We start from the raw sequence: 25565 nt of genomic DNA, 5'->3' as shown, positions 1-25565 counted from the left end.
TGGGCACATTGACCCGCACATGCGGAAAGTTCATCCACAGGCTCCGGAGGTGCCCCCGTGCGCCAGTTGTCCGCTTCCCTCCGACTGGCCGTCACCGCGCTCGCGGTCGCGGCGACGGCCGGCTGCATGAGCGTCGGTGAGGACGCGGCGAAGCCCGGGCCGGCTGCTTCGGGAGACCGCCGCAGCGGCGCCGAGGCGGGCGCCGGCACCGTCTCGGGGCGGGGCTCCGGGGTCCATGGCAACGGGCACGGCACGAAGGACGGTACGGGGAGCCAGGGCGGCCGGTCCAAGGAGGACGGCAAGGCCTCCGGCGCGACCGGGGCCTCGCCGAGCGAGGGCACGCCGAGCGGGCGGCCGGGAGTGCCCGCGCCGTCGGCAGGCCCGGCCGGCGGCGCGGGTGGCGGTGCGGGCGGGCAGGGCCCGCAGCAGCCCACCACGGGTGGTTCGGGCGGACCCGGCGGCCCGGGCGGTTCGGCCGGCGGGCAGCAGACGGCCGGCCCGACCCCGGCACCGCCGGCGACCACTCCCCCTGTGACGGAACCCACGTCGCCGCCGCCGAGTCCGCAGCCGGAGCCGACCGTCGCGCCGGTGCCCGAGCTCTAGGCCCGGCGGGTGCCCGACCGGCCCCGACCGGGCTCGGTCCGGTGCTGGCCCGCAGGGAGTTTTCGCAGGTCAGCGGCCTTTTGGGGGGAGCGACTTGCCAGACCCCGGGGAGGGTGCGTATGGTTATAGATCGTTTGATCCCATTGCCCGGCGCCGAATCCGAAGAGCGCCGTGTGGCGCGTACTCTCCCTAGCCGTGGCTGACCGCATTGAGGCGGTCGATTTGCGATTCACGGAGTTTGGGCGCGTGCCGAGACTCCGGAAGGTTTCGCATTTCGCATGTCCATTTCCAGTTCTGACCGTTCCGTCATGCCCGAGAACGACACCAACGAGATCATCGACGCCGAGGCCCTTGTGGTCACCGAGGCGATCGAGGCCGCTGAGGCGGACGAGATCATCGAGGCTCTTGAGGCCGACGTGAACACCGACGAGTCCTTCGAGGACTCGACCACCGACTTCGACGACGCCGACGCGGACGCCGAGCCCTCGATCACCTTCGGCGACCTCGGTCTCCCCGAGGGCATCGTGCGCAAGCTCGCCCAGAACGGCGTCACCGCGCCCTTCCCGATCCAGGCCGCGACCATCCCGGACGCCCTGGCCGGCAAGGACATCCTCGGCCGTGGCCGTACCGGCTCCGGCAAGACCCTCTCCTTCGGTCTGCCGACCCTGGCCTCGCTGGCCGGCGGTCACACCGAGAAGAAGAAGCCCCGCGCGATCATCCTCACGCCGACCCGTGAGCTCGCCATGCAGGTCGCGGACGCGCTCCAGCCCTACGGCGACGTGCTCGGCCTGAAGATGAAGGTCGTCTGCGGCGGTACCTCCATGAGCAACCAGATCTACGCTCTGGAGCGCGGTGTCGACGTCCTCGTCGCCACCCCGGGCCGTCTGCGCGACATCATCAACCGTGGCGCCTGCTCCCTGGAGAACGTCAAGATCGCCGTCCTCGACGAGGCCGACCAGATGGCCGACCTGGGCTTCCTGCCCGAGGTCACCGAGCTGCTCGACCAGATCCCCGGCGGCGGCCAGCGCATGCTCTTCTCCGCCACCATGGAGAACGAGATCGGCACCCTGGTCAAGCGCTACCTGTCCAACCCCGTCACGCACGAGGTCGACAGCGCGCAGGGCAACGTCACGACCATGACGCACCACGTCCTCGTCGTGAAGCCGAAGGACAAGGCGCCGGTCACGGCCGCCATCGCCGCCCGTAAGGGCCGCACCATCATCTTCGTCCGCACCCAGCTGGGCGCCGACCGCATCGCCGAGCAGCTCGTCGAGGCCGGCGTGAAGGCCGACGCGCTGCACGGCGGCATGACGCAGGGTGCCCGTACCCGCGTCCTCGCCGACTTCAAGGACGGCTACGTCAACGCGCTCGTCGCCACCGACGTCGCCGCCCGCGGTATCCACGTCGACGGCATCGACCTGGTCCTGAACGTGGACCCGGCCGGCGACCACAAGGACTACCTGCACCGCTCGGGCCGTACCGCCCGCGCCGGCAAGTCCGGTGTCGTGGTCTCCCTCGCGCTGCCGCACCAGCGTCGCCAGATCTTCCGCCTGATGGAGGACGCGGGCGTCGACGCCTCGCGCCACATCGTCCAGGGCGCCGGCGCGTTCGAGCCGGAGGTCGCCGAGATCACCGGTGCGCGTTCGCTGACCGAGGTCCAGGCCGACTCCGCGAACAACGCCGCCAAGCAGGCCGAGCGCGAGGTCGCCGAGCTCACCAAGCAGCTGGAGCGCCTGTCGCGCCGCGCCGTGGAACTGCGCGAGGAGGCCGACCGCCTCGTCGCCCGTTCCGCCCGTGAGCGTGGCGAGGACCCGGAGGCCGCTGTCGCCGAGGTGGCCGAGGCCGCCGAGGCCGAGGTCGCGGCCGCTGCCGCCGCCGCTGCCGCCGAGCTGGCCGCGCAGGAGCGCCGCGAGGAGCAGCGCGCCCAGCGTGACGACCGTGGCAACTTCGAGCGTCGCGACAACCGTGGCGGCGACCGCGGTGGCGACCGTGGCGGCTTCCGCCGCGACGACCGCGGTGACCGCGGTGGCCGTCCGTCCGGTGGCTTCAACCGTGACGACCGTGGTGGCGACCGTGGTGGCTTCCGCCGCGACGACCGTCCGTCGGGTGGTTTCCGTTCCGGTGGCGACCGTCCGTCCGGTGGTTTCCGTTCCGGTGGCGACCGTCCGTCCGGTGGCTTCAACCGTGACGACCGTGGTGGCGACCGTGGTGGCTTCCGCCGCGACGACCGTCCGTCGGGTGGTTTCCGTTCCGGTGGCGACCGTCCGTCCGGTGGCTTCCGCCGCGACGACCGTCCGTCCGGTGGCTTCAACCGCGATGACCGTGGTGGCGACCGTGGTGGCTTCCGCCGCGACGACCGTCCCTCCGGCGGCTTCAACCGTGACGACCGCTCCTCGGGCGGCTTCAACCGCGACGACCGTCCCTCCGGTGGCTTCCGCTCCGGTGGCGACCGCCCGTCCGGTGGCTTCCGTCGTGACGACCGTCCCTCCGGTGGCTTCCGCTCCGGTGGCGGCGACCGCCCGTACGGCCGCCGTGACGACCACCGCCCGTCCGGTGGCTCCGGCTCCGGCTCCGGTTCCACCGGTGGCTTCGGTGGCCGTCGTGACGACAAGCCGCGCTGGAAGCGCAACGGCTGATCGCGGCTGAGCTGAACCCCTGAGAAAGGGCCCGCACGACACCACGGTGTCGTGCGGGCCCTTTCCGCACTCCCGGGAACTGATGACCAGTAACACCCCCTCGGAAGCCGGTCCCAGGCCCTACGCGACGCCACCGGACCGCCGGCGACAGGCCGGTCGGCGGATACCCGATCGGCTGACCGGCGCGGTCCGGCTATGCTCTGGGGTGAGCACCTGGAGGGCCATTAGCTCAATTGGCAGAGCAGCGGACTTTTAATCCGTTGGTTGTCGGTTCGAGTCCGACATGGCCTACCGCTCGCGGGGACGGGGAGACATCCTCCGACCTGCTGCTGAGCGCCCCACCCGACTTCGGCCGGGTGGGGCGCTCGGTCGTTCGCGGGGCACGGCCCGCGGGGGGACGGACGAACTGGCCGAAGACGTCCGGGCGATGAGCTCCGGCACGTCGCCGGGACGGACGCCGACGGCGGCGCCCTCCGGGAAAATCCGGTGACCCGGCAGGACGGCGGGGGTAGCGTCGCCGATCATGACGCCTGTTCTGCGTACCGAGCGACTGCTCCTCGACCCGTACACCCCGACCGACGAGGAAGCGTTCGTCGCCCTCTTCCAGGACACCCGGGTGTCCCGGTGGATGGGGGACGGTCCCACCTCCGAGGACGAGGACCGGGCGCTCTTCGGGCGGGTCTTCTCCAAGGTGTACGCCGAGAACCTCTTCGACGTGTGGGCCGTGCGCCGGGACGGCCGGCTGGTCGGGCACGCCGAGATCAAGCGCACCGACGAGGTCGACGGCCACGAGATCATCTACGCCTTGGCGCCCGAGGCGTGGGGAGCGGGTCTCGGTACCGAGATCGCCGAGGCGATCGTCGCGTACGGCTTCGGCCCACTCGGTCTGACCGAGGTGCACGCCACCGTGGCCGACGCCAACACGGCCTCCCTGGTGCTGCTGGAGCGGATCGGCTTCACCCATGTCCGGGACGTACGGGAGGACGACGGGAGCACGACCCGCGTGCTGACCCGGCCTCGGGATCCCGTCGCCTGACGGCCGACGTGGTCCGGGGCGCGGGCGGAGCGGGACGGTTCGATGCCGGTTTCAAGGCGTTGACCTGCGGTGATGCCCGTTTCGGGGGTGGCCGGCCGTTAATTGGTGAAGGGGTCTCCCCGCATGGCGTAGAGTTGTGTTTACCGACGCGGGGTGGAGCAGCTCGGTAGCTCGCTGGGCTCATAACCCAGAGGTCGTAGGTTCAAATCCTGCCCCCGCTACTCAGTACGAAGGCCCGGTTCCTCACCAGGAACCGGGCCTTCGTCGTGTTCCGGTCCTGTCGGTCCCGTCCGACCCGCCTCGGTCCCCCGTTCTTGTGTCTTCTCGCGCCTGTTCGCGCCGCGTCACCCGTCCGGCCGCCGTCAGGTCGCCGTACGGATGCTCCTGCCGCCAGCCTTGAGGGGCGATCAGGCAGCGGGCCCGGACCCGTGTGATGGACCGGGCGGCGGGAGAGCGGCGTGGTGGGGCTGGGCCGGCAGGGCAGCGGGGCTGGGCGCGCGGGCGCCGACGGCACCGGGCGTGGCACCGGGGACGTCACCGGGAACGGCGTGACCCGTCGCGTGGTCCGGCTGCTGCCGGTCGTGCTGATCGCGGTCGGGATGGTCTTCGACGTGCTGACCCCGCCCAGTTTCACCGGGTCCCCGTTCTTCACCGCGGCCCCGCTGATCGCCGCCCCGCTGTTCACGCTGTGGGCCACGGCGCTGACCGGTGGTCTGGCCGTGTGCGCCGTGTTCGTGCTGCACATCCTCAACGGCACCAGCTGGAAGGTCGAGGCGCTGACCGAGTTGGTGACCGTACTGACCGTCGCCGGGCTGGCGCTCCTGATCAACCGGATGGTGCGGCGCAGCGGTGAGCGGCTCGCCTCGGCGCGCGGGATCGCCGAGGCCGCGCAGCGGGCGGTACTGCCGAAGCCCGCCGAGCGCATCGGGGGGCTGCACGTCTCCGCCTGGTACGAGGCCGCGCAGGCGGACGCCTTCATCGGCGGGGATCTGTACGCGGTCCAGGAGACCCCGTACGGGGTGCGGCTGGCGGTGGGCGACGTACGGGGCAAGGGGCTGGGGGCGGTGGAGGCCGTCGCGGTGGTCCTCGGGGCGTTCCGGGAGGCGGCCGAGACCGAGCCCACGCTGGAGGCGCTGGCGCAGCGGCTGGAGCGGGCGCTGGCCCGTGAGGGCACGCGGCGCGACAGCCTGGACGCGGTGGAGGGGTTCACGACGTGCGTGCTCGGGGAGGTCCCGCCGGGCGCGGGCGTGCTGCGGCTGCTCAACCGGGGTCACCCCGAGCCGCTGCTGCTGCACGCGAACGGGGAGCTGGCGGTCCTCGCCCCGGCGGAGCCGGCCCTGCCGCTCGGCATGGGGGAGCTGGGCGGCTGGCCGGACCTGGTGCAGGAGTGGGCCTTCCCGGCCGGGACCACCCTGCTGCTCTACACGGACGGGCTGACCGAGGCCCGGGACGGCGCGGGGGATTTCTACGATCCGGCGGCCCGGTTGCGGGGGCGGATCTTCCCCGGTCCGCAGGCGCTGCTCAGCGCGCTCAGCAGTGACGTGCGCCGGCACACGGGTGGCGGGGCGACGGACGACATGGCGCTGCTGGCGGTGGGTCGGCCGGGCGAACGGGAGCCGGAGCGGCGGCGGACCGTGCCGGTGGTGCCGCGCGGCGACGCGATGTGACGTTCCGTAGGCGAATGAATGCTTTCCGCAAGCAATTTGACGGATCGTCATTTCAGGCCTGTGGCTGAAGTGATAGGGGAGTCGCTCGATTTTTGCCCTGGTTGGGGTGGGTTTGCTGGAGAAAGGTGTGGCCAAAGCCGGTCAGTGCGTGGCTGATTGGTGGGAACGATCAAGCGGAGAAGCTTGGAATCACTCCCCTACGTCTATTACCTTTCGATAACGCAGCGCGGTCGTCCCAGCCGTCGCAAGAGACGGCACCGTGCGCGCGCGCGTCTCTGCGCGTCGATGAGGAGTGTGCCCCGGTGGCCTCCAACTTGCCTGCCCCTGAAGGCATCGAGATCCAGGAGCAGCCGCCCACCGCGGGTGCCTGGGGCGAGTGGAATCCCACCGAGGATTCGGTGCGCCCGGTCCGTGGCAAGCACCGGGTCGCCAAGCAGCGCGGGGGACTTGCCCGCAGCTCCACCGTGCTCGGCGTCGGCGTCATCGCGGCGGTCGGCGCCGGCGGCATCGCCACCGCGCAGGACCGGCCCCAGGTCGCGATATCCCTGCCGGCCCTCCCCGACATGATGACCGGGGGCAAGGCCCAGCAGGAGGAGGACGGTTCCGGATCGGCCGCCGCGACGGGCGAGCGGACCGGGATCATCGCGCAGCAGTCCGCCCAGGGCCCGGACGCCGGCGAGGTGCTGCGCAACCGCATCCTCCAGCAGGCCGAGTCCCAGCAGGACGCCGCCGAGGCGAAGGCTCGGGCGGACGCCGAGCTGGCCGCGCAGCAGGCAGCCGCGCAGGAGGCCAAGCAGAAGCTGGAGGAGGCCCGCAAGGCCGCCGAGGAGGCCAGGACACAGGCCGAGGCCAAGGCCAAGGAGGAGGCCGAGGCGAAGGCCGCGGAAGCGGCGGCGGCCAAGGCCGAGCAGGAGCGCCTCGCCCAGCCGTCCGGCAGCTACTCCCTGCCCACCTCCGCCTACACCCTCACCTCGCACTACGGCGACTCCGGCTCCATGTGGTCCTCGGGCCACCACACCGGCCTCGACTTCGCGGCCCCGACCGGGACCCCGGCCAAGGCCGTGGCCGCCGGGAAGATCACCTCGGCCGGCTGGTCCGGCGCGTACGGCTACCGCATCGTGCTGGAGCTCCCGGACGGCACGGAGATCTGGTACTGCCACCTCTCCTCGATGTCGGTGACCTCCGGCACGGTCGGCGCCGGCGAGACCATCGGCCGCGTCGGCGCCACCGGCAACGTCACCGGACCTCATCTCCACCTGGAAGTACGCAAGGGCGGATCGACGCAGGACCCGTTGGCGTGGCTGAACTCCAAGGGCCTGACCGTCTGAGACCCGGGGTCGTCGTCCGTCCGACGCGGTCCGGGCACGTCCGTCCGCGCGGCCGCCGGGTCCAGAGGGTCGAACCACGGCGGAATCAGTTCCTCCATGACCGCCGCCCGGGCCAGCGCGGGACCCGCCGTCGCCCGCGACCGCCAGAGCCGGTCCAGCAACTCCCGCTCCCGGCGCGCGAAATCCCGCTCCCGTACGGGGCCGCCGCGCCGCGCCCGGTGCCGTAGCAGGGCCAGGGCCGCCGCGTCCGCCTCGTAGCGGGCGACCGTACGTCCGGCGGCCCGGCCCCCGCTGTCCCGGGCCAGGGCGCGGGCCAGCGAGCGGGCCGGCATCGAAGCCAGGGCCGGGACCTCGGCCGGTCCGAGCCAGCCCGCGGCCGCGTACGGCGCGAGCTCGTCCTCGACGGCCCGCAGCCGGTCCCGCCTTATCCGCACGGCCAGCCACACCAGCAGCCCGAACACCGGAACCATCACGCAGCTGTAGACCACGTAGAACCCGTGGTCCCCGAACTGCGAGGAACCGTTCCACAGCGCGTGCATGCCCATGGCCAGCGCGAGGCCGAGCAGCGGCGGCCAGATCCGGCGCGCACGGCGGGCGCCGAGGGCGGCCATGCCGAAGCCCAGACCGGTGAGCACGGTGAACAGCGGGTGCGCGAAAGGCGACAGCACTATCCGTACGAAGAAGGTCGCCGCCGTCACCGATTCCAGCGCGCCGCTACGGTCGGCCAGGTCCTCCACGAAGGCGTTGCCCAGGTAGAGGATGTTCTCGGTGAAGGCGAATCCGGTGGCGGTGAAGCCGGCCACCACGAACCCGTCGGCGGGGCCGGTGAAATGCCGTCTTCGGAACGTGAACACCAGCAGCAGGGCGGCCGCCTTGGCGCTCTCCTCCACCACCGGGGCGATGGCCACCGAGCCGAGGTGATCGGCCGCGGAGGCGTCGGTGGTGGTCGCGGCTATCCACTCGGTGGCGAAGTTGTTGGCCAGTATCGCGATCAGGGCCGCGGTACAGGCCCCCCAGCCGAAACAGAACAGCAGCTGCGACCAAGGCGCGGGCGCGGCCCGGCCCAGCCATCGGAAGGCCGCCATGAGCGGCGCCACCGGCAGCAGGGCCAGACCGAGACCGACGAAGAAGCCGGAGGTGCCGGTCTGTTCCCGCACGAGTTCGAGGATCGCGATCCCGGTCGCGGCGAGCAGGGTGAGGAGCACGCAGGTGCGGACCGTGCCGGACGGACGTGGCAGTACGAGTTGGAGCGCTCGGTACACACCATGACCCTAGCGAGCGGCTCTGACACGCGCGGTGACCTTGTCAGTTCTCCGTGCGACGGAAGAGCAAGTCGTGTACGAGGTGGCCCTTGTCGAGGCCCTGGCCCTCGAAGCGGGTCAGGGGCCGGAAGGCGGGGCGCGGGGAGAAGCCGCCGTCGGGCTGCGTGTTCTCGAAGTCCGGGTGCGCGGTGAGCACTTCGAGCATCTGCTCGGCGTACGGCTCCCAGTCGGTCGCGCAGTGCAGTACGGCCCCCGGCGCCAGGCGGGTCGCGGCCAGCGTGAGGAAGTCGGGCTGGATCAGCCGGCGCTTGTGGTGGCGGGCCTTGGGCCACGGGTCCGGGAAGTACACGCGCATCCCGGCCAGGGAGTCGGGCGGCAGCATCTCGCGGAGCAGGATGATCGCGTCGCCGTTGGCCACCCGGACGTTGGTCATGCCGCCGCGCTCGGCGAGGGCGAGCAGATTGCCCTGCCCGGGGGTGTGCACGTCGGCGGCGAGGATCCCGGTGTCGGGGTCCTCGGCGGCCATCTGGGCCGTGGCCTCGCCCATGCCGAAGCCGATCTCCAGGACGACGGGGAGCCCGCCGAAGAGAGCGTCGAGGTCGATGACCTCGTGGCCGTCGATGTCCAGGCCCCAGGTGCCCCACAGGCGCTTCAGGGCCTCGCCCTGGCCGGTGGTGACCCGGCTGCGCCGGGGCTGGAAGCTCCGGATCCGCCGCTCGTGGTGCGAGCCGGCCGGGTCCGGCGAGGGCCCGTCGGGGAAGCGGGGCTCGGTGCGCCACTTGGGCGGCACGTACGAGTTCGTCTCCGGCGCGGCGTCCGGGAGGCGGGGCGACTGGGGATTCAGGGACTCAGACACAATGCGCTGATTCTACGACGGGGGGTGCGGGAGCCGCCGCGCGAGCGGCTCCCGCACCCCTCCCGAAGCGCCGCTCAGGCCGAGCCGAGGGTCCGCAGGGCGCGGGTGGCGATCTCCCGGCCGATCGGGAGCGAAGCGGTCGCCGCGGGCGAGGGGGCGTTGAGGACGTGGACCGTGCGTGGGGCGTCCCGGATCAGGAAGTCGTCCACCAGGGTGCCGTCGCGCAGCACGGCCTGGGCGCGGACCCCCGCCGCGGCCGGGTGCAGATCGGCGGCGGTGACGGCCGGCAGCAGGCGCCGTACCGCCCGGGTGAAGGCCTGCTTCGACAGCGAGCGGTGGATCTCGCCCGTCCCGTACCGCCAGTGCCGTGCCGCCATCCGCCAGGATCCCGGCCAGGCCAGCTCGTCCGCGATGTCCCGGGGCCGCACCGTCGACCAGCCGTACCCCTCACGGGCCAGCGCGGGCACGGCATTGGGTCCGACGTGGACGCCGCCGCCGATGCCCCGGGTCAGGTGCACCCCGAGGAAGGGGAACGCCGGGTCGGGCACCGGATAGACCAGGCCCCGGACCAGGTCCGGCCGCGCCAGGTCGTAGTACTCGCCACGGAAGGGGATGATCCGCATGCCCGGGTCGTCTCCGGCGAGCCGGGCGATCCGGTCGCACTGGAGGCCCGCGCAGTTCACCAGCACCCGCGCCCGGACCACCAGGCCGGAGGTGGTGCGCACCGCCACGGCCGACGGGCGCCGGGAGATCAGGTCCACGGCGCCGCCGTAGACGATCTCCGCGCCCGAGGACTCCGCGAGCTGGGCGCTCACCTGGCCGTAGTCGACGATCCCGGTGCTGCCGACATGGATCGCGGCGAGCCCGCGCACCTCCGGCTCGTACTCCGTGATCTGCGCCGGGCCGAGCTCGCGCACCGGAATGCCGTTCTCCCGGCCGCGCTGGACCAGGGCGTGCAGCCGCGGCAGCTCCTCCCGCTCCGTGGCGACGATCAGCTTGCCCGTCACCTCGTGCGCGATGCCGTGCTCCGCGCAGAACTTGACCATCTCGGCCGCCCCGCTCACCGCGAAGCGCGCCTTCAGGGAACCCGGGCGGTAGTAGATCCCGCTGTGGATCACCCCGCTGTTGCGGCCCGTCTGGTGCCGGGCCGGACCCGACTCCTTCTCCAGGACCACGACCCTGGTCCCCGGAGCCAGGCGCGCCACGGCATGCGCCGTCGACAGGCCGACGATTCCGCCGCCGATCACCAGCACATCGCAGTCCACGCCGCCACCCACGCTGACACCTCCCACCCCTGCATACTGCACCCCGGCACCGACAACCCGGCCACGCGGCCCCCGGAAGACAGGTCCTACGCCGGCGCCACCAACAGCGGCCGGGCCCGCTCCCGCAGCTCTGCCACCCGCGGCTCGTCCCCGTACGGTTCCAGGCGGTGCAGCAGGTCCCGTACGTATTCGGTCGTCCGCGCGGAGGAGATCCTGCCCGCCACTTCCACCGCTCGGGTGCCCGCCGCGCACGCCGCGTCGAGATTGCCCGACTCCAGCTCGGCGACCGCGCTCACCACCAGCCGCAGGCCGTGCGAGCGCACGTACTCCTCGGTGGGCCGCGACAGGGCCTGCTCGGTGAACCGCCGTACCTGCCGGGGCAGTTTCAGGTCCCGGTAGCACTCCGCGGCATCGGCCGCGAAACGGTCGTACGAGTAGAAGCCCAGCCAGGTCGGATCCGGATCGCCCGCCCGGGACCGCTCCAGCCAGCCCTCCGCCGCGCGCAGCGCCGCTCCGGCGGCCGTCGAATCGCCCGCCTTCGCGTGCGCCCGTGCCTCGACCAGTCGGAAGAAGCTCATGGTGCGGGCGGTGGCCAGACCCCGGTTGCGCTCGACGGCCGCCTGCGCGAGGTCCACCCCCTCGTCGGGGAAGTCCCGGTAGGTCGCCTGCAGGGACATCGAGGCCAGCACGTAGCCGCCGAGCGGTACGTCCGCGGCCGCGCGGGCGAGCCGGAGCGCCTGGATGTAGTAGCGCTGGGCGGCTTCCTGCTGGCCGGTGTCGAAGGCCATCCACCCGGCCAGTCGGGTCAGTTCGGCGGTCGCGCCGAACAGCGCGCGGCCCACCTCGTCCGTGTAGGAGCCGAGCAGCAGCGGCGCCGCGTCCACCCGCAGGCACTCGGGCACCATCGACGAACGCCAGTCCCCGCCGCCGTACTTGGAGTCCCAGCGGCGCGCGTCCTCGGCGGCCTCGCGCAGCTTGGACACATCGCTGTGGCCCACGCGCTGGCCGTGGTCGCGCGGCGTTTCGGGTCCGGGCTGGGCGGGCACAACGGTGGACGGCGGGCCTGTCGCCGGTCCCGTCATAGAGCCTGCCAGACCTGTCATCGGGCCGGTCGTGCGGCCGTCCGGGGAGGACCGGGGACCTGGTGCCGTCGCCTCGCGCGCCGGTACGTCGTGAGCCGAGGGGGGCGCTGATACGGGGCTCCGGACCATGGAATGCCGCGCCGCGGGGTCGAGCGTCGTGGAGCCGCCGGCGGTCGGGCCGTCGGTCGCCGCGTCGTCGGCCGTCGGGGCACCGGGCGTCGGGGCACCGGGCGTCGGGACACCGGGCGTAGGGGTGTCGGTCGCCGAGACACCCGCCGTCGAGGCGTCGGCCGCCGTCGCGCCGGGCGTGAGGTGTGGGGCCCGGCTGCCCGCGGGCTCCCGGGCCACCGAGCTGTCGGCGGGAGATATCAGCCAGCGTGAGGCGGGCGTCGCGTACGCCGCCACGGAGAACGAGCCCGCGAGCGACTGCCAGATCCCGCCACCGCCGCGCCGCCCGGCGAGGTCGAGCCGGTAGAGGTCGGTGGCCGAGCGCACCGCCGCGCCCACGTCGCGCGGGAAGGCCAACCCGACCTCGGGCGCGGGGTCCGCGTCCGCCAGTCCGATCTCGTGCAACGGCACCGGCCGGCCCAGCTTCGCGCCGATCGCGGCGGCGATCAGATGCGGGGCGGCGCCCTGCGGCACCATCCCCTTCGACACCCACCGGGCCACCGACGTCTTGTCGTACCGAAGCGTCAGGCCGCGCTGTGCGCCGAGGTCGTTGACCCGCCGGGCCAGCCCGGCGTTGCTGATGCCCGCGAGGGCGAGGACGGCGCCGAGCTTCTCATTGGGCTCGCGGAGCTCCCTGGACATGCGCCACCCCTCGTCACACGCGGAACGCAGACGCCGCCGGGGCATAGGCGCCCGGCATTTCGTAAACCCAGCGTAGTTCCCCGCCTCCCAAGCGTTAAGGCCCTTACTTCCGTATGGCGGGATTGTTGTCCGTTTGCACAGTCCGCCCCGGACCCGGTGCCGGGGCGCACGTGTCAGCGCGTGCTCCGCCCGTGTGGCCGTGCGCCCGCCCGTGCGCTCTGGCCGGTCCCCGGACCCGGCGATTCGATGTGCGGTGCGTGGGTCGGCCCGCCGCCTGACCGGGCGGGTCGGGGGATGCCGCTGCCTCAATCCCCGCGGGTGGCGGAACGGTCCGGGGGGCGGGTTGCGCCCCCCGGACCGCGCCCCCGCGTCGGGTGCCGGAGGCCCGTGACGGCTCTTCCGGCGGCCGAAGAATGGCTGAAAGCGACCTATGGGGCGGTGGGAACGGAACGCCAAATACCGAGTTGCCGGGGCGTGTTCGTTTGCGTGTGCGCCCCCTTTAACCACTCTCGCACGCCTGTCCCGTGGCAGCATGGACCCCGAGCCACCCGGGGTCCCGCGGCCGCGCCCTCAGCGCTGTCCGTGCTGCCTGTGCCCCGGTCATGTGCCCACGGGTTGGGGAGGCGGCGGTGCGCTGGTTGGTGGGTTGGAGCAGTATCGCCGCGAGCTTCGGCACGGCCGGAAGGGTCTCCGGCCAGGCCTCCGGTCAAGCCTCCGGCCAGGGCGGATACGGCCAGGGCGGATACGGCGACGGCGGTGCGCCCCTGCGCGGCGGCCTCGCGGACGCCGCCCATGCGGACGACCCGGGCGCGGACGCGGAACGCACCGTCCACCCCGTCGGCGCACAACTGCTCTGGGGAGACCCCGACCCCCTCTGGGCCGTCGGCGACTGGCGCCCCGACGAGATCCGCACGGTCACCGCCGATCCCGCCGACCCCTTCACCCGGCTCGCGGTCCTCGGCTGCTGCGGCGCGACCGACGCCGAACTGCGCCGCGCCCTCTACGCCGCCCGCGGCGGCGCGCTGCGCCACCTCACCCAGTGGTCCGGCAGCTACACCGCCGTCGTCCAGGCCGGCCGCCGCATCACCGTCGTCGGCGACCTCGCGGGTGCCCGGCCCGTCTTCTACACGCCCTGGGCGAGCGGCACGGCGTACGCCACCGCCGCCCTCCCGCTCGCCGACCTCATCGAGGCGCAGCTCGACATCGGCCATCTCGCCGCCCTGCTGGCCTGCCCGGACAGTCCCGAGGCGCTGGGCGACGGCACACCGTACGCCGGGGTCCGGCGCATCCCGCCCGGGCACGCGCTGATCCTGCGCGAGGGCTCCCGCGAGATCACCGGCTACGAGCAGGTCGCCTCGCTCGCCGTGGCCGCCCCCGAGGCCGACGCCGAGCGCGCGGTGGAGGGCGTACGGGAAGCGTTGGTGGATGCCGTGCGCGCCCGGCTCACGGCTCCGCGGCATGCTCCCGACACCCTGCCGCCGTACGATCCCGGCCCCGTGCCCGGAATGGGCCCCGCCGATCGGCGTGCCGCCCGGGGCGCACCGGCCCCCGGGGTGGGCGCCGACCTCTCCGGCGGCAGCGCCTCCGCCACCCTGGCGCTGTTGGCGGCCGGGCTGCCGGGGGCGCCGGGCACCCTGCTCAGTCCCGCCGGGGCGCGGCTGTTGGCCGTCACCTTCAACGACCTGGCGACCCCGCAGGGGCGCGAGGCCGAGCTGGAACGGGCCAGGGTCATCGCGGCGGACCCGCGCCTGCACCACGTCGTGGTCGCCGCCGCCGCGGAGGCCCTCCCGTACGCCGAACTCGACGGCCCGCTGACCGACGAACCCGGCCCCTCGCTGGTCTTCGCCGCCCGCGAGCGGCGCCGACTGGCGGCCGGCTCGGCCGACCACTTCACCGGCCACGGCGCCCGCCAGGTCCTCGACGCCCACCCGGCCCGCATGGCCGACCTCCTGATGGACCGCCGGCGACGGCACCTGCTGCGCCCGGTGGCGGCGCTGGCCCGTTCGGCCTCCGCCTCCGGAGCCTCCGGGGAGTCCCTGCTGGTGCCGCTCACCGTGTACTCGGCGGCCCGAAGACTTGCCCGTACGTCGTACCGCGCGGGCATGGAGGCCGCCGCGGCCCGGCTCCGCGAGGGCGGGGTCACCGAGAGATCCTCCGGTCCGGTGGACGCTTCCCTCGCCGCCCTGACCTGGTCCCGCCCGGGACCGGCGGCCGGCTGGCTCACGGGGGAGGCGCTGGCGGAAGTATCGATCCGTCTGACGGTCGCGGCCGGCCGGCCGCCGCTGTCGCTGCGGCCGGGGGAGGCCCGCGCCCGCTCGCTGCTCGCCCGCCACGCCGCCGACCACCGGGTCTTCGAGCAGGCCGTGGAGGTCCGCAGCCAGCGGTTGCACGCACCCTTCCTGGACAACCAGGTCGTACGGGCCGCCCGCGCCCTGCCCGAGTCCCTGCGGGTCCAGCCCGGCGCGCGGGCCGCGATCCTGCGCAGCGTCCTGTCCTCAGCGGGGGTGCGCGAGTTCCCGCCGGGCTGGGGTGTCACCGACCGCGAGCCGAACGAGACGGCGACCCGGCTGGGGCTGCGCGCCGCCCTGAACGGTCTGTTGGACCTGTTCGAGTCGCCGTTGCTCGCGGACGCCGGGCTGATCGAGGCCCGGGTCGTGCGCCAGGCCCTGCTCGACGCGGCGGACGGGCATCCGGTCCCGCTGGACGGGCTGGCGGAACTGGTCTCGATGGAGCTGTGGCTCGGCCGGCTGCTGGCCCGGCGCGGCACCTGCTGGACGGGTACCTCCGCGGCGCGGCGCCGGGCGGTGCCCGAGGGAGTCCCCGTGCACCGCCCGGCGCTGTCCTGACGGTCGCCCCGCCGGCTGCTGCTCCTGCTCAGGTTCCGGGTTCGGGTCAGGCGGCGAGCACCAGAGCGGTCGCGATCGCCGGGCCGAAGGCCCCGCCCAGCTGGTAGCAGAGGGCGAACAGGCCGATGGCCGTGGGGCGCTGGGGATCGGGGGCGCTCGACACGGCGTGCATCGACAGCACCGCGTTGGCGCCGGTCGCCGCGAAGGTCCCGCCCACGGTGGCCACCAGCAGCAACGGGCCCCAGCTCGCGAACACCGCGATCGCCCCGGCCGCCGCGCCGACGCCGACGAGCACCGAACGGACGGCCACCCGACTCATGCGGGCGGATGCCGCGGCCAGCAGCCAGGAGAGCGCGGATCCGGTGAGCAGTGCCACGAGCTGACCGGTGCCCGCGGTGCCGGCGTCCCAGCCGGCCCGGTCGGCGAGCAGCCGGGGCACGGAGAACAGCAGGGTGAAGTACGAGCCCGAGAGCGCGAGCGCGAGCAGCGCGGAGCCGAGGAAGAGCGGCTTGCGGATCAGCGCGGCCGGGACGAATCCGTCGGGCTGCCGGCGGATGTGGAGCGCGAGCAGCGTGGCGGCGACGGCCGAGGAGCCGAGGGCGGCGGCCGGCGTGTGGGGCAGCAGGACCAGGGTGGTGACGAACGCCGTCAGCAGCGCCGCGCCGCGGACGTCGAACCTGCCTTGATGTGTGGTCTCCGGGGTCTCCGGGGCCGCCGGGGCCGCCGGGGCCGTCGGGGCCGCCGGGGTCGTCGCGTATCGGCTCACCATGGGGACCGCCAGGACCGCGATCACGGAGACGCAGAGCGAGAGGCGCCACGAGACGGCGTGGGCGAGCTGTGCGCCGAGGAGCGGGCCGGACGCGCCGAGGATGCCGAAGCTGGCGCTGATCACGCCCATCCGGCGGGCCGAGCCGGCCAGGCTCATGGCGACCGCCGTGAGGCCCGCGCCGCCGGCGGCCTGCGCGGCCCGCCCGGTGAGGGTGAGCGGCAACCAGGGGGAGGCGGCGACGAGGAGGGTGCCGCCGACGAGGAGGGCGGAGGCCACGCGGAGCACGGCCCGCAGGCCTCGGCGGCGCAGCAGTCCGGCCAGCAGCGGCGTGCCGACGGCCATGGCCCAGGCGTAGGAGGCGACGAGCCAGGTGGCGGTCGAGCCGCTCACCCCGAGGGCACGGGCCATGTCCGGAAGGATCAGGACGGGGGCGTTGGCCCCGGCGGCCAGGGGGGTGGCCAGCAGCGCCAGCCATAAGACGGGAACGGGGCCGAGCCGGGGGCGGGACGTGGCGCGCGCTGTCGTGGTGGCCGTCGTGGCCGTCGTGGCGATGGCCGTGGGTGTGGCGGTGGTCGTGGCCGTGCCGGTGGTCGTGGTCATGCGGGGTGCCCCGTTCCATTCATCTCAAGGATGAGAATCTCAACGTTGAGATAAAATCATCCACTCCTCTCAACGTCAAGTGTCTCAACGTTGAGATATCTTGTCGGTGTCAGGGATCGAGGGACGCGAGCGATGGAGGACAGCGCATGAGCGACGCAGTGGACGCGATCGTCGGCCAGTGGACGGCGGAGCGCCCCGATCTGGCGGCAGGCCTGTGGCCGGTGGAGGTGGTGGCCCGCATCCAGCGGATGACCCGCGTCATCGACAAGCAGCAGAAGGCCTTCGCGGCCGAGCACGACCTGGAGGTGGGCGAGCTCGACATCCTCTTCACCCTCTGCCGCTCCGGCCCCCCGTACGCGCTGACCGCCGGCGCCCTCATCCCGGCCGCCATGGTCACCTCCGGCGCGATCACCAACCGCATCGACCGCATGGAGGCCAAAGGCCTGGTCGAGCGGGTGCGGGACGGTCGGGACCGCCGCACCGTGCGGATCCGGCTGACCGAACAGAGCCTCGCGCTGACGCAGTTGATGATCACCGAGCATCTGCGCGGCTACGCGGAGCTGCTCGCCCCGCTGGACCCCACCACCTGCGCCACGATGGCCCAGGCCCTGCGCACGCTCCTGGAAGTCAACGGGGACACCTCGATCTCCTGAGGTGCGGCCGGGCGCCACGCCGCCCCGCCACCCCGACAAGCCGTGCAGAATTGCCCGGTGCGGTATCTCATCCTCGGCGTCACGGAGGCGCGCGACGAGACCGGCGCCCCTCTCCCCATGGGCGGCGCCCGCTTGCGCGCGCTCCTCGCCGCCCTCGCCCTCCGGGCCGGCCGCCCGGCCTCCGTCGCCGAACTCGTCGACGACGTATGGGGCGACGACCCGCCCCACGACGCCCCCGCCGCCCTCCAGGCCCTCGTCGCCCGGCTGCGCCGCGCCCTCGGCGGTCGGGACGCCGTCCTCTCCGTTCCCACCGGCGGCTACCTCCTGGCCGCCGCCCGCGACGACATCGACCTGCACCGTTTCGACCGGCTGGCGGTCCAGGGCGGCCAGGAACTGGCCACCGACCCGGCCGCCGCCTCCCGCACCCTGCGCACCGCCCTCGCCCTCTGGCGCGGACCGGCCTTCGCCGACCTGCCCGAGCCCGCCCGCGCCGCCCATGCGGCCGTCGCCGAGGCACGCCGCTCCGGCGCCCTCCGCCAGCGCATCGAGGCCGACCTACGCTGTGGCGCCGTCGCTCCGGCGGCACTCCTGCCCGAGATGGAGACGCTGGTCCAGGAGTCCCCGTACGACGAGTCGCTTCGCGCGCAGCAGCTGCGTGCCCTGCGCGCCGCCGGTCGCCCGGCCGAGGCCCTCGCCGCGTACGAGCACACCCGCCGCGCCCTCGCCGACGGCCTCGGCACCGACCCGGGCCCCGAACTCGCCGCCCTGCACGCGGAACTCCTCCGGCCGCAGCCCCTGCCCCCGCAGCCACCACCGCAGCCCCGACCCGAGTTCCCCGACACCGCCGTCGCCGACGGGACCCCCGACGCTCCCGAGACCGCCCGCGGGAATCTGCGGCCCCGTCTGACCTCGTTCGTCGGCCGCGAACCCGAACTGGCGGCCCTCCGCGGCGACCTGGGCCGCCTGCGGCTCATCACCCTCACCGGCCCCGGCGGTTCCGGCAAGACCCGCCTCGCCGAACACGCCGCCGCGGCCCACCCCGAAGCCGGCTGGATCGTCGAACTCGCCCGGCTGGACCAGCCCGCCGCCGTTCCCGGCGCCGTCCTGAGCGCCCTCGGCCTACGGGAGAGCTCCCTCGTCGCCCGCGAGGCCCCGACCCCGGCCGCCGACCCCACCACCCGCCTCGTCGAACACTGCGCCCACCGCCGTCTGCTGCTCGTCCTCGACAACTGCGAGCACGTCATCGGCGCCGCCGCCGAGCTCGCCGAACGCCTCCTCACGCACTGCCCGGGCGTACGGATCCTGGCCACCAGCCGCGAACCCCTCGGTGTCCCGGGGGAGACGGTCCGCCCCGTCGAGCCCCTGCCGCCCGACCCCGCCCACCAGCTCTTCGCCGACCGTGGGGCCTCGGCCCGCCCCGACTTCAGCCCGACCGACGACCCGGCCGCCGTCGCCGAGATCTGCGCCCGCCTCGACGGGCTGCCGCTCGCGATCGAGCTGGCCGCCGCCCGGTTGCGGCTGCTCACGCCGCGCCAGATCGCCGACCGTCTCGACGACCGCTTCCGGCTCCTGACCGGTGGGGCCCGTACCGTCCTGCCCCGCCAGCAGACCCTGCGCGCCGTCGTCGACTGGTCCTGGGAGTTGCTCGACGAGGCCGAACGCACCGTCCTGCGCCGGCTGTCCGTGTTCGCCGGCGGCTGTGACCTGGCCGCCGCCGAGGCCGTCTGCGCCGACCCGTCCGACCCCGCCTCCTACGACGCCGCCGACGTCCTCGGCTCCCTCGTCGACAAGTCCCTCGTCCTGGCCGAACCGGACCAGGGCCACGGCGACCACGGCGACCAGGGCGGCCCTGGCATGCGCTACCGGATGCTCGAGACCATCCACGAGTACGCCGCCGAGCGCGCCGCCGCGCACCCCGCCGACGCCCGGGCCACCGCCCGCCGCCACGCCGCCCACTACCTCGCCTTCGCCGAGGAGGCCGAGCCCCTGATCCGCTCCGCCGCCCAGCTCCCCTGGATCCGGCGCGTCGAGACCGAGCTCGACAACCTCCGGGCCGCCCTGCACAGCACCGTCGTCGAGACCGCCGACGCCGAGGCCGGCCAGCGCCTCGTCTTCGCCCTCGGCTGGTTCTGGTGGCTGCGCAACTACCGCGCCGAGGGCGCCGAGTGGACCACCCGGACCCTCGCCCTCACCCCCGAGGTCCCCCCGGAGGGGACTCCCGCGTACTGGCGCTTCATGCGCCTGCTCGTCCTCGACATGTTCCTGCTCGCCGAGAGCAACTCCGCCGAGAAGTTCCGCACCTCCGACTACCGGGACCTGGCCACCCGCATCAAGGAGACCTTCCGGCACGGATCCCCGGAGACCACCCGCTTCCCCGGCATGCTCTGGCCCGCGACGACCTTCCTCACCGGCACCTCCCACGACTTCCACACCGACCTCGACCGGTCCGTCGCCAACTGCCGGGTCCACGCGGGTGAGTGGGAACTCGGCATCGTCCTGATGCTCCGCGCCCACGTCGCCATCGACGTCACCGGAGGCCTGGCCGACGTCGACGCCGACCTCGTCGAGCTGCACGCGCTCTCCCGGCGCGTCGGCGACCGCTGGACCCGCGCCCAGGTGGCGAGCGCCGCCGGGGAGGTCGCCCTTTCACGCGGTCGCTACGCCGACGCCCGCGTCGAGTACGAGGAGTGCCTGCGCCTCGCCCGTGAGGTCGGGGCGAGCGTCGAGGCGCCCTTCGCCATCGCCCGGATCGCCGAGGCCGCCTACTGCGCGGGGGACCTCGACGAAGCCGAGCGACTGCTGGCGGAGGCCGAGAAGGAATCCGACCGCTACGGCGGGGTGTACGACGTCAACACCTTCGCCCGGCTCCTCCGCGCCCTCGTCGCCCTGCAGCGCGGCGACACCGTTCGGGCGCGCGAGGAGTGCGACCGGGCCCGCGCCGAGGCCGACCGGTTCACCGTTCCCGCGCAGCTCACCGCCGGGCTGGCCACCATCGACGCCGTCCTCGCCGGCCGCGAACAGGGCCCGGTGGCCGGGCTGACCCGGATCGGGCCCGCGCTCACCGTCGCCGTCGACGCCCGCTGCGCCGAGCGCATCCTGGCCGGCATGGCCGAGGCGGCGGCCGTGCTGCTGGCCGACGCCGACCGGCCGGCCGAGGCCGTACGGGCCCTCGCGGCGGCCACCGCCTGGCGTGCGGGCCATCCACGCTCGGTTCCGGAGAGCGGCGTCGTGGACCGCCTCCTGCGGCGGACCCGCGCCCTGCTCGGCCCGGAAGGTCACCGCCGCGAGGAGGAGGCCGGCGCCACCCTCACGCCGGGCGCCCTCGCGGCGACGCTGACCGAGGTGTTCAGCGGCAGCTGAGCACGGCGTCCGCCCAGCTCGCCAGCGTCGGCAGGCTGCCCGGCCCGGCCCTCTCCACCATCAGCCGCAGGGTCTTGCGCCCCGTGAGGGGGACCTGCACGGCCGCGGGCGGGTCCTCGTGCCCGAGGGCGGCGGACTGCCACAACCGCTCCCCGTCGGCGTACACGGAGAACCGCACCGCGCCGTCCGTGAACAGCGACAGGCCGTCCACCCCCGCCTGCGCCGAGAAGGTCGTGCACTGCCGGTTGAGGGTGATCTCCACCGAGGAGCGCGAGTTGACGGTGATGCCGTGCGCGAAGCGCCGGCCGCCCACCTCCAGCCCGCGGCGCTGCCACACCCAGCCGCTGCGCCAGGTCGCCACCTCCGGGCCGGTGTGGTCCCCGTGGACCGAGTGGGGGAGTCCGGCCAGCTGGAACCCCTGCGACGGCTTCGGGGCCGGCGGCGGTGTCGGCTTCGGTGAGGGCAGCTGCGGCGACGGCGTGGGCGAGGCCTTCTCCCGGCCGGCGGAGGGCGACGGTGACGCGGAGGGCGTCGGAGCGGGAGCGGTCGAGGCCGCCACCGAGGGCGTCGGTCCGGGCCGCGGAGCCACGGTGCTCCGCGCGGCCGGCGGTTCCTGCGCGGGCGGATCCGGCTCGGCAGGCGCCGGGGACGGCGCGGGAGCCTTCGGCACCGACGGCACGGCGGGCGCCGCCGCACTGGGCGCGGCATGCGCCCGGGGCCTCGGCTCGGTGTCGTCCCCGGCCAGCGCGAACACCACCCCGGCGGCCGCGGCCACCGCGATCCCGGCGGCGATGGCCGCCTTGGCCGGCAGCCCGAGCCCTTCGGCGGCCACGGCCCCCCCGGCTCCGCCCCCGGCAGCGCCACCCCCGGCACCGGCTCCGGCGGCGCCGCTCGTGGCCCCGGCCGTCCCGGCCCCCGCGGTCGACCCGCCGGCGCCGGCAACGGCAGCGGCCGCCCCGGCCCCGCCCGCGGCGACGGCTCCACCGGCCAGCACCCCGGCGGCCTTGCCCGCGTACCCGGCGGCGAACCACCCGATGACCGCGACCGGCAGCAGCGCCGGAATGCCCGCGTTGACATCCTGGAGCTCCCCGGCGGCCAGCCGGCACTTCACGCACTCCTCCAGGTGCTTGCGCAGCCCCCGCTCCGCCCGCATCCGCAGCCCGCCCCGCGCGTAGGCGCCCAGCCGGTCCGCGTACCGCGCGCAGTCGCCGCCCTCGCTCAACGCCGAACTCACATGGGCCTGCAGATACGCCTGCTTGAGCCCCTCCCGGGCCCGACTGGCCAGCACGGCGGTGGCGTTGGCGCTCAGACCGAACAGCGGCGCGATCGCACTCGGCGACGCCTCCTCGACGGTGGTGTGCCACAGCACGGCCTGCCACCGCTCGGGCAGGCTGCGGAAGGCCTGCACGGCCAGCGACCGCTCGGCCTCGTGCATCGCCCGTACGTCCGCGCCCAGTTCGAGCGTGTCGCCGCCGGAGAAGCCCGAGAGCCCGGACAGTGTGGTGGCCCCGCCCTCCGTACCTGTGGAGGCCTGCTCGGCGAAGACGGCGAAGTCCTCGACGAGTTGCTCCCGCTTGGCGGTCTTCGCCCAGGCCGCGGCGACCCTGCGCACAGTGGTCAGCAGATAGGCCCGCACCGACTGGTCCGGCCCTGCCCCGCCCCGTACCGCCTGCAGGGTCCGCGCGAACACCTCGGCGGTCAGGTCGTCGGCGGTGTGCGCGTCCCGACAGCAGGACCGCGCGTAGCGGCGCACGGAATCGGCGTGCCGACGGAACAGCTCCTCGTACGCACCGTCGTCACCGCCCCGCATCCGGGCGATCAAGTCCCCGTCGGACAGCGGCAGCTCGCCCCCGGTGCCTGCCGGTCCGGAAGAGCCCGAGGGGCGTAGGTGCCGCCCGCCCGGGTCGCGCTGGGCCGGCACCTGTCGGGCGGGCGAACTACCCGCCTCCACCTCGCTGCCGCCGCCACCGCGTGGCTCTTCCCGACCGTCAACGCTCATCGCGGAGACTCCCGCACGACACACTCAACCGGTACACCGGGCAAGCGTGTCACACGGGGGACGGGCGCCGAACCCCTCTGCGCGCCATCCACTCATCCGGGCACATTCCGGCGAATCGCCCTACCGGGCCCTCGCCGACACCCGCCGAGGTCACACCGTCCGGGACCGCAGCCCTTCGAGCAGGATGTCGAGCAGCCGCGTCGAGGCCGCCGCCTGCTGCGCCGGGTCCGGCAGCGCGGGCGCCGCCGTCGCTATCACCAGCAGCACATCGGCCACCGTGACATCGCCACGCAGTTCACCGGCCTCCCGCGCCCGGTGCACCAGCCGGCCGACGACCTCCAGCAGCGCACCCGCACCCGCGTCGTCCGAGGGCTCGTTCTCGACGGAACCGCGCTTCCCCACCACCCGAAGGTCGGGAGCCCCGGCGGCCGGCACGGCCTGCCGCTGGTGCGGAACCCGGGCGGCCTCCGCCTCCTCGGCCTCGTCCTCGACGGCCGAGCCGACCCGCAGGACCTGCGGCGGCAGCAGCCGCCCGGCGCCCGAGGCCACGGAGGTGCGCAGGAAACGCGACAGCGCCTGCCACGGCTCCTCCTCCTGGCCCAGCGCGGCCTTGGCCTGCTCGGTCAGTCGGGCGGTCTCCTCCTCGGCTATGCGCCGCACCAGGACGTCCTTGCTCGGGAAGCGTCGGTACACGGTGCCGACACCGACCCGGGCGCGGCGAGCCACGTCCTCCATCGGAGCCCCGTAGCCCAGCTCGCCGAAGACCTCACGAGCCGCCCGCAGGACGTGTTCCAGGTTGCGCTGGGCATCGACGCGCAGCGGCGTGGACCGGCCTACACCGTGCGTGGTGCCGCCCGTCAGACCGCGCCCGTTGCTCTCGACCGAGAGCGCGGTCGCAGAACCATGGAAATCGGAAATGTTCATATGTATCCCCCGGTAATCATTTGTCTCCCCCCGGAGACACTCCCCGCCTTCACGTCGAGGGGGCCACGGTCTCGGGCCCGGTCCTACTCCTCGACGAGATACGAACATAGTTGAGCCAGAGTCAATTCAGAAGAGGCAGCCTCGGACGGAGCACCGCCCGATCGGAGCATTCACCCCCACTTTTCCGTTCCGTGCCTCCGGAATGTCACATTCTGCATGCCCTGACCTGCAGATTTTCGCCACAAGCTGACGTCCTCTTGCACCCCGCCCCAGCACTCACTCCGGTCACACAATTTGCCGGGCCTGTGGACAAACTCCCGGCCACGATGCGTCATGGGATGGTGAAGGCTGCTAACTCCCGGGGCACGGCCCCCGGTACCCCGCCCCGTACGCGCATCCTGATCGTCGGCGGCGGCTACGTCGGCATGTATACGGCGCTCCGCCTCCAGCGAAAGCTGAGAGCCGGCGAAGCCGAGGTCACGGTGGTCAGCGCCGAGCCCTACATGACGTACCAGCCCTTCCTCCCCGAAGCGGCCGCGGGCGCGATCTCCCCCCGCCACGTCGTCGTCCCGCTGCGCCGCGTCCTCGGCAAGTGCCGCATCGTCATCGGCGAGGCCGAGCGCATCGATCACGCCAAACGGACCGTGACCGTCAGCACCCTCGCCACCGCCGACGAAGGCACCGGCCCCATCGAGATGGAGTACGACGAACTCGTCCTCGCCCCGGGCTCCATCTCCCGCACCCTCCCCGTCCCCGGACTCGCCGACTACGGCATCGGGTTCAAGACGGTCGAAGAGGCCATCGGGCTGCGCAACCACGTCATCGAACAGATGGACATCGCCTCCTCCACCCGCGATCCCGCCCTCCGCGACGCCGCCCTCACCTTCGTCTTCGTCGGCGGCGGCTTCGCGGGCGTCGAAGCCCTCGGCGAACTGGAGGACATGGCCCGCTACGCCTCGCGGTACTACCACAACATCAAGCCCGAGGACATGAAGTGGGTCCTCGTCGAAGCCAGCGACCGGATCCTCCCCGAGGTCGGCCCGAAGATGGGCGTCTACACGGTCCGCGAACTACGCCGCCGCAACATCGACGTACGCATGGAGACCCGGCTCGAATCCTGCGAGAACCGCGTCGCCGTCCTCAGTGACGGCGCCCGCTTCCCCACCCGCACCGTCGTCTGGACCGCGGGCGTCAAACCGCACCCCATCCTGGCCGCCTCCGACCTCCCCAAGAACGAACGCGGCCGCCTGGTCTGCACCTCCTTCCTCACCGTCGAAGGAGTCGAGCACGCCTGGGCCGCGGGCGACGCCGCCGCCGTCCCCGACATCACCGCGGGCGAGGAGGGCCGCGAATGCGCCCCCAACGCCCAGCACGCCGTCCGCCAGGCCAAGGTCCTCGCCGACAACCTCCTCGCCGCCCTGCGCGACGAGGTCCTGACCGAGTACGCGCACAAGTACGCGGGCTCGGTCGCCTCGCTCGGCCTGCACCGGGGCGTCGCCCACATCTACGGCCGCAAGCTCAAGGCCTACCCGGCCTGGTTCATGCACCGCGCCTACCACCTCAGCCGCATCCCGAGCTTCAACCGCAAAATGCGCGTCCTCGCCGAATGGACCCTCGCGGGCCTCTTCAAGCGTGAGATCGTCTCCCTGGGTTCCCTCGAACACCCCAGGGCAGAATTCGAACTGGCCGCAGGCGGCGGCCCCAAGCCCCCTCATCCACCCCCCGCCCCCAACCCCCCGCAGAACGGCCAGGGCTGACGTTGTCAGTGCGGTCGGCCACACTGGACGTGTGACCATAGGTGCGCTCACCCCTGCACAGAGTGACATCGTCCAGTCAGCGACCGCCCACGAGCGACACAGCGACCACTCG

Annotated in this window: 16 protein-coding genes and 2 tRNA genes; 11 read left to right on the top strand and 7 right to left on the bottom strand. The window is 73.7% G+C overall.

Features of this window, described 5'->3' with window-relative positions; all coding sequences use genetic code 11:
* The first annotated feature begins 57 nt into the window (after positions 1-57).
* The 7 genes from OG624_RS19620 to OG624_RS19590 all read left to right on the top strand — a co-directional run bounded on the left by OG624_RS19620 (position 58) and on the right by OG624_RS19590 (position 7270).
* Positions 58-603, top strand: coding sequence for a hypothetical protein (locus OG624_RS19620; protein WP_051763502.1), 546 nt, complete (start codon positions 58-60; stop codon positions 601-603).
* A gap of 278 nt (positions 604-881) precedes the next feature.
* Positions 882-3239 (top strand): DEAD/DEAH box helicase, encoded by a 2358-nt coding sequence (locus OG624_RS19615; protein WP_371588036.1) that lies wholly within the window; start codon positions 882-884, stop codon positions 3237-3239.
* Positions 3240-3457: 218 nt separating this feature from the next.
* A tRNA-Lys gene (locus OG624_RS19610) sits at positions 3458-3530 on the top strand.
* A 232-nt stretch (positions 3531-3762) separates the two neighbouring features.
* A complete protein-coding gene (locus OG624_RS19605) occupies positions 3763-4275 on the top strand; it encodes a GNAT family N-acetyltransferase (protein ID WP_371639646.1) in 513 nt (170 codons plus the stop codon).
* Between the two features lie 147 nt (positions 4276-4422).
* Positions 4423-4496, top strand: a tRNA-Met gene (locus OG624_RS19600).
* Positions 4497-4733: 237 nt separating this feature from the next.
* Positions 4734-5942 carry a PP2C family protein-serine/threonine phosphatase gene (locus OG624_RS19595; RefSeq protein ID WP_371588003.1) on the top strand — a complete coding sequence of 403 codons (1209 nt, stop codon included), beginning with the start codon at positions 4734-4736 and terminating at the stop codon, positions 5940-5942.
* A gap of 302 nt (positions 5943-6244) precedes the next feature.
* Positions 6245-7270 carry a M23 family metallopeptidase gene (locus OG624_RS19590; protein ID WP_033223430.1) on the top strand — a complete coding sequence of 342 codons (1026 nt, stop codon included), beginning with the start codon at positions 6245-6247 and terminating at the stop codon, positions 7268-7270.
* Here OG624_RS19590 and OG624_RS19585 read toward each other — a convergent pair.
* The 4 genes from OG624_RS19585 to OG624_RS19570 form a co-directional block, all read right to left on the bottom strand.
* Positions 7189-8532 (bottom strand): PrsW family intramembrane metalloprotease, encoded by a 1344-nt coding sequence (locus OG624_RS19585; protein ID WP_078909465.1) that lies wholly within the window; start codon positions 8530-8532, stop codon positions 7189-7191. The genes OG624_RS19590 and OG624_RS19585 overlap by 82 nt on opposite strands.
* 43 nt (positions 8533-8575) lie before the next feature.
* On the bottom strand, positions 8576-9322 hold the full coding sequence (trmB, locus tag OG624_RS19580) for a tRNA (guanosine(46)-N7)-methyltransferase TrmB (RefSeq protein ID WP_244290869.1): 747 nt from the start codon (positions 9320-9322) through the stop codon (positions 8576-8578).
* A 140-nt stretch (positions 9323-9462) separates the two neighbouring features.
* Positions 9463-10695, bottom strand: coding sequence for an L-2-hydroxyglutarate oxidase (gene lhgO, locus OG624_RS19575; protein WP_051763503.1), 1233 nt, complete (start codon positions 10693-10695; stop codon positions 9463-9465).
* A gap of 44 nt (positions 10696-10739) precedes the next feature.
* Positions 10740-12545 (bottom strand): sporulation protein, encoded by a 1806-nt coding sequence (locus tag OG624_RS19570; RefSeq protein ID WP_371639645.1) that lies wholly within the window; start codon positions 12543-12545, stop codon positions 10740-10742.
* A gap of 629 nt (positions 12546-13174) precedes the next feature.
* Here OG624_RS19570 and OG624_RS19565 point away from each other — a divergent pair.
* Positions 13175-15391, top strand: coding sequence for an asparagine synthase-related protein (locus tag OG624_RS19565; RefSeq protein ID WP_371639644.1), 2217 nt, complete (start codon positions 13175-13177; stop codon positions 15389-15391).
* Positions 15392-15437: 46 nt separating this feature from the next.
* Here OG624_RS19565 and OG624_RS19560 read toward each other — a convergent pair whose 3' ends face one another.
* Entirely contained in the window at positions 15438-16760 is a 1323-nt protein-coding gene (locus OG624_RS19560) for an MFS transporter (RefSeq protein ID WP_371639643.1), read from the bottom strand.
* Between the two features lie 146 nt (positions 16761-16906).
* On the opposite strand from OG624_RS19560, the gene OG624_RS19555 reads away from it, so the two are divergent.
* Complete coding sequence (locus tag OG624_RS19555) at positions 16907-17413, top strand: MarR family winged helix-turn-helix transcriptional regulator (RefSeq protein WP_033223439.1); 507 nt, start codon at positions 16907-16909, stop codon at positions 17411-17413.
* Between the two features lie 57 nt (positions 17414-17470).
* Positions 17471-20773, top strand: a complete 3303-nt coding sequence (locus OG624_RS19550) for an ATP-binding protein (protein WP_371639642.1) — start codon at positions 17471-17473, stop codon at positions 20771-20773.
* On the opposite strand, the gene OG624_RS19545 is transcribed toward OG624_RS19550, so the two are convergent.
* Positions 20760-22772 (bottom strand): sigma-70 family RNA polymerase sigma factor, encoded by a 2013-nt coding sequence (locus tag OG624_RS19545; protein ID WP_371639641.1) that lies wholly within the window; start codon positions 22770-22772, stop codon positions 20760-20762. The two genes, OG624_RS19550 and OG624_RS19545, sit on opposite strands and share 14 nt — an antisense overlap.
* Positions 22773-22922: 150 nt before the next feature.
* Entirely contained in the window at positions 22923-23696 is a 774-nt protein-coding gene (locus OG624_RS19540) for a TetR/AcrR family transcriptional regulator (RefSeq protein ID WP_033227102.1), read from the bottom strand.
* Positions 23697-24034: 338 nt separating this feature from the next.
* Here OG624_RS19540 and OG624_RS19535 point away from each other — a divergent pair, with 338 nt between their 5' ends.
* A complete protein-coding gene (locus OG624_RS19535) occupies positions 24035-25453 on the top strand; it encodes an NAD(P)/FAD-dependent oxidoreductase (RefSeq protein ID WP_033227101.1) in 1419 nt (472 codons plus the stop codon).
* Positions 25454-25565: the final 112 nt, after the last annotated feature.

Source organism: Streptomyces virginiae, assembly GCF_041432505.1.
Lineage (GTDB): Bacteria > Actinomycetota > Actinomycetes > Streptomycetales > Streptomycetaceae > Streptomyces > Streptomyces virginiae_A.
The sequence above is the reverse complement of the archived record's forward strand: the minus strand, read 5'-3'. Positions and strand labels throughout refer to the sequence as shown.

Coding starts and splice junctions, on each gene's coding strand:
- OG624_RS19615 (WP_371588036.1), top strand. CDS start 882: ATGTCCATTTCCAGTTCTGACCGTTCCGTCATGCCCGAGAACGACACC.
- OG624_RS19605 (WP_371639646.1), top strand. CDS start 3,763: ATGACGCCTGTTCTGCGTACCGAGCGACTGCTCCTCGACCCGTACACC.
- OG624_RS19570 (WP_371639645.1), bottom strand. CDS start 12,545: ATGTCCAGGGAGCTCCGCGAGCCCAATGAGAAGCTCGGCGCCGTCCTC.
- OG624_RS19560 (WP_371639643.1), bottom strand. CDS start 16,760: ATGACCACGACCACCGGCACGGCCACGACCACCGCCACACCCACGGCC.
- OG624_RS19555 (WP_033223439.1), top strand. CDS start 16,907: ATGAGCGACGCAGTGGACGCGATCGTCGGCCAGTGGACGGCGGAGCGC.
- OG624_RS19545 (WP_371639641.1), bottom strand. CDS start 22,772: ATGAGCGTTGACGGTCGGGAAGAGCCACGCGGTGGCGGCGGCAGCGAG.
- OG624_RS19540 (WP_033227102.1), bottom strand. CDS start 23,696: ATGAACATTTCCGATTTCCATGGTTCTGCGACCGCGCTCTCGGTCGAG.
- OG624_RS19535 (WP_033227101.1), top strand. CDS start 24,035: ATGGTGAAGGCTGCTAACTCCCGGGGCACGGCCCCCGGTACCCCGCCC.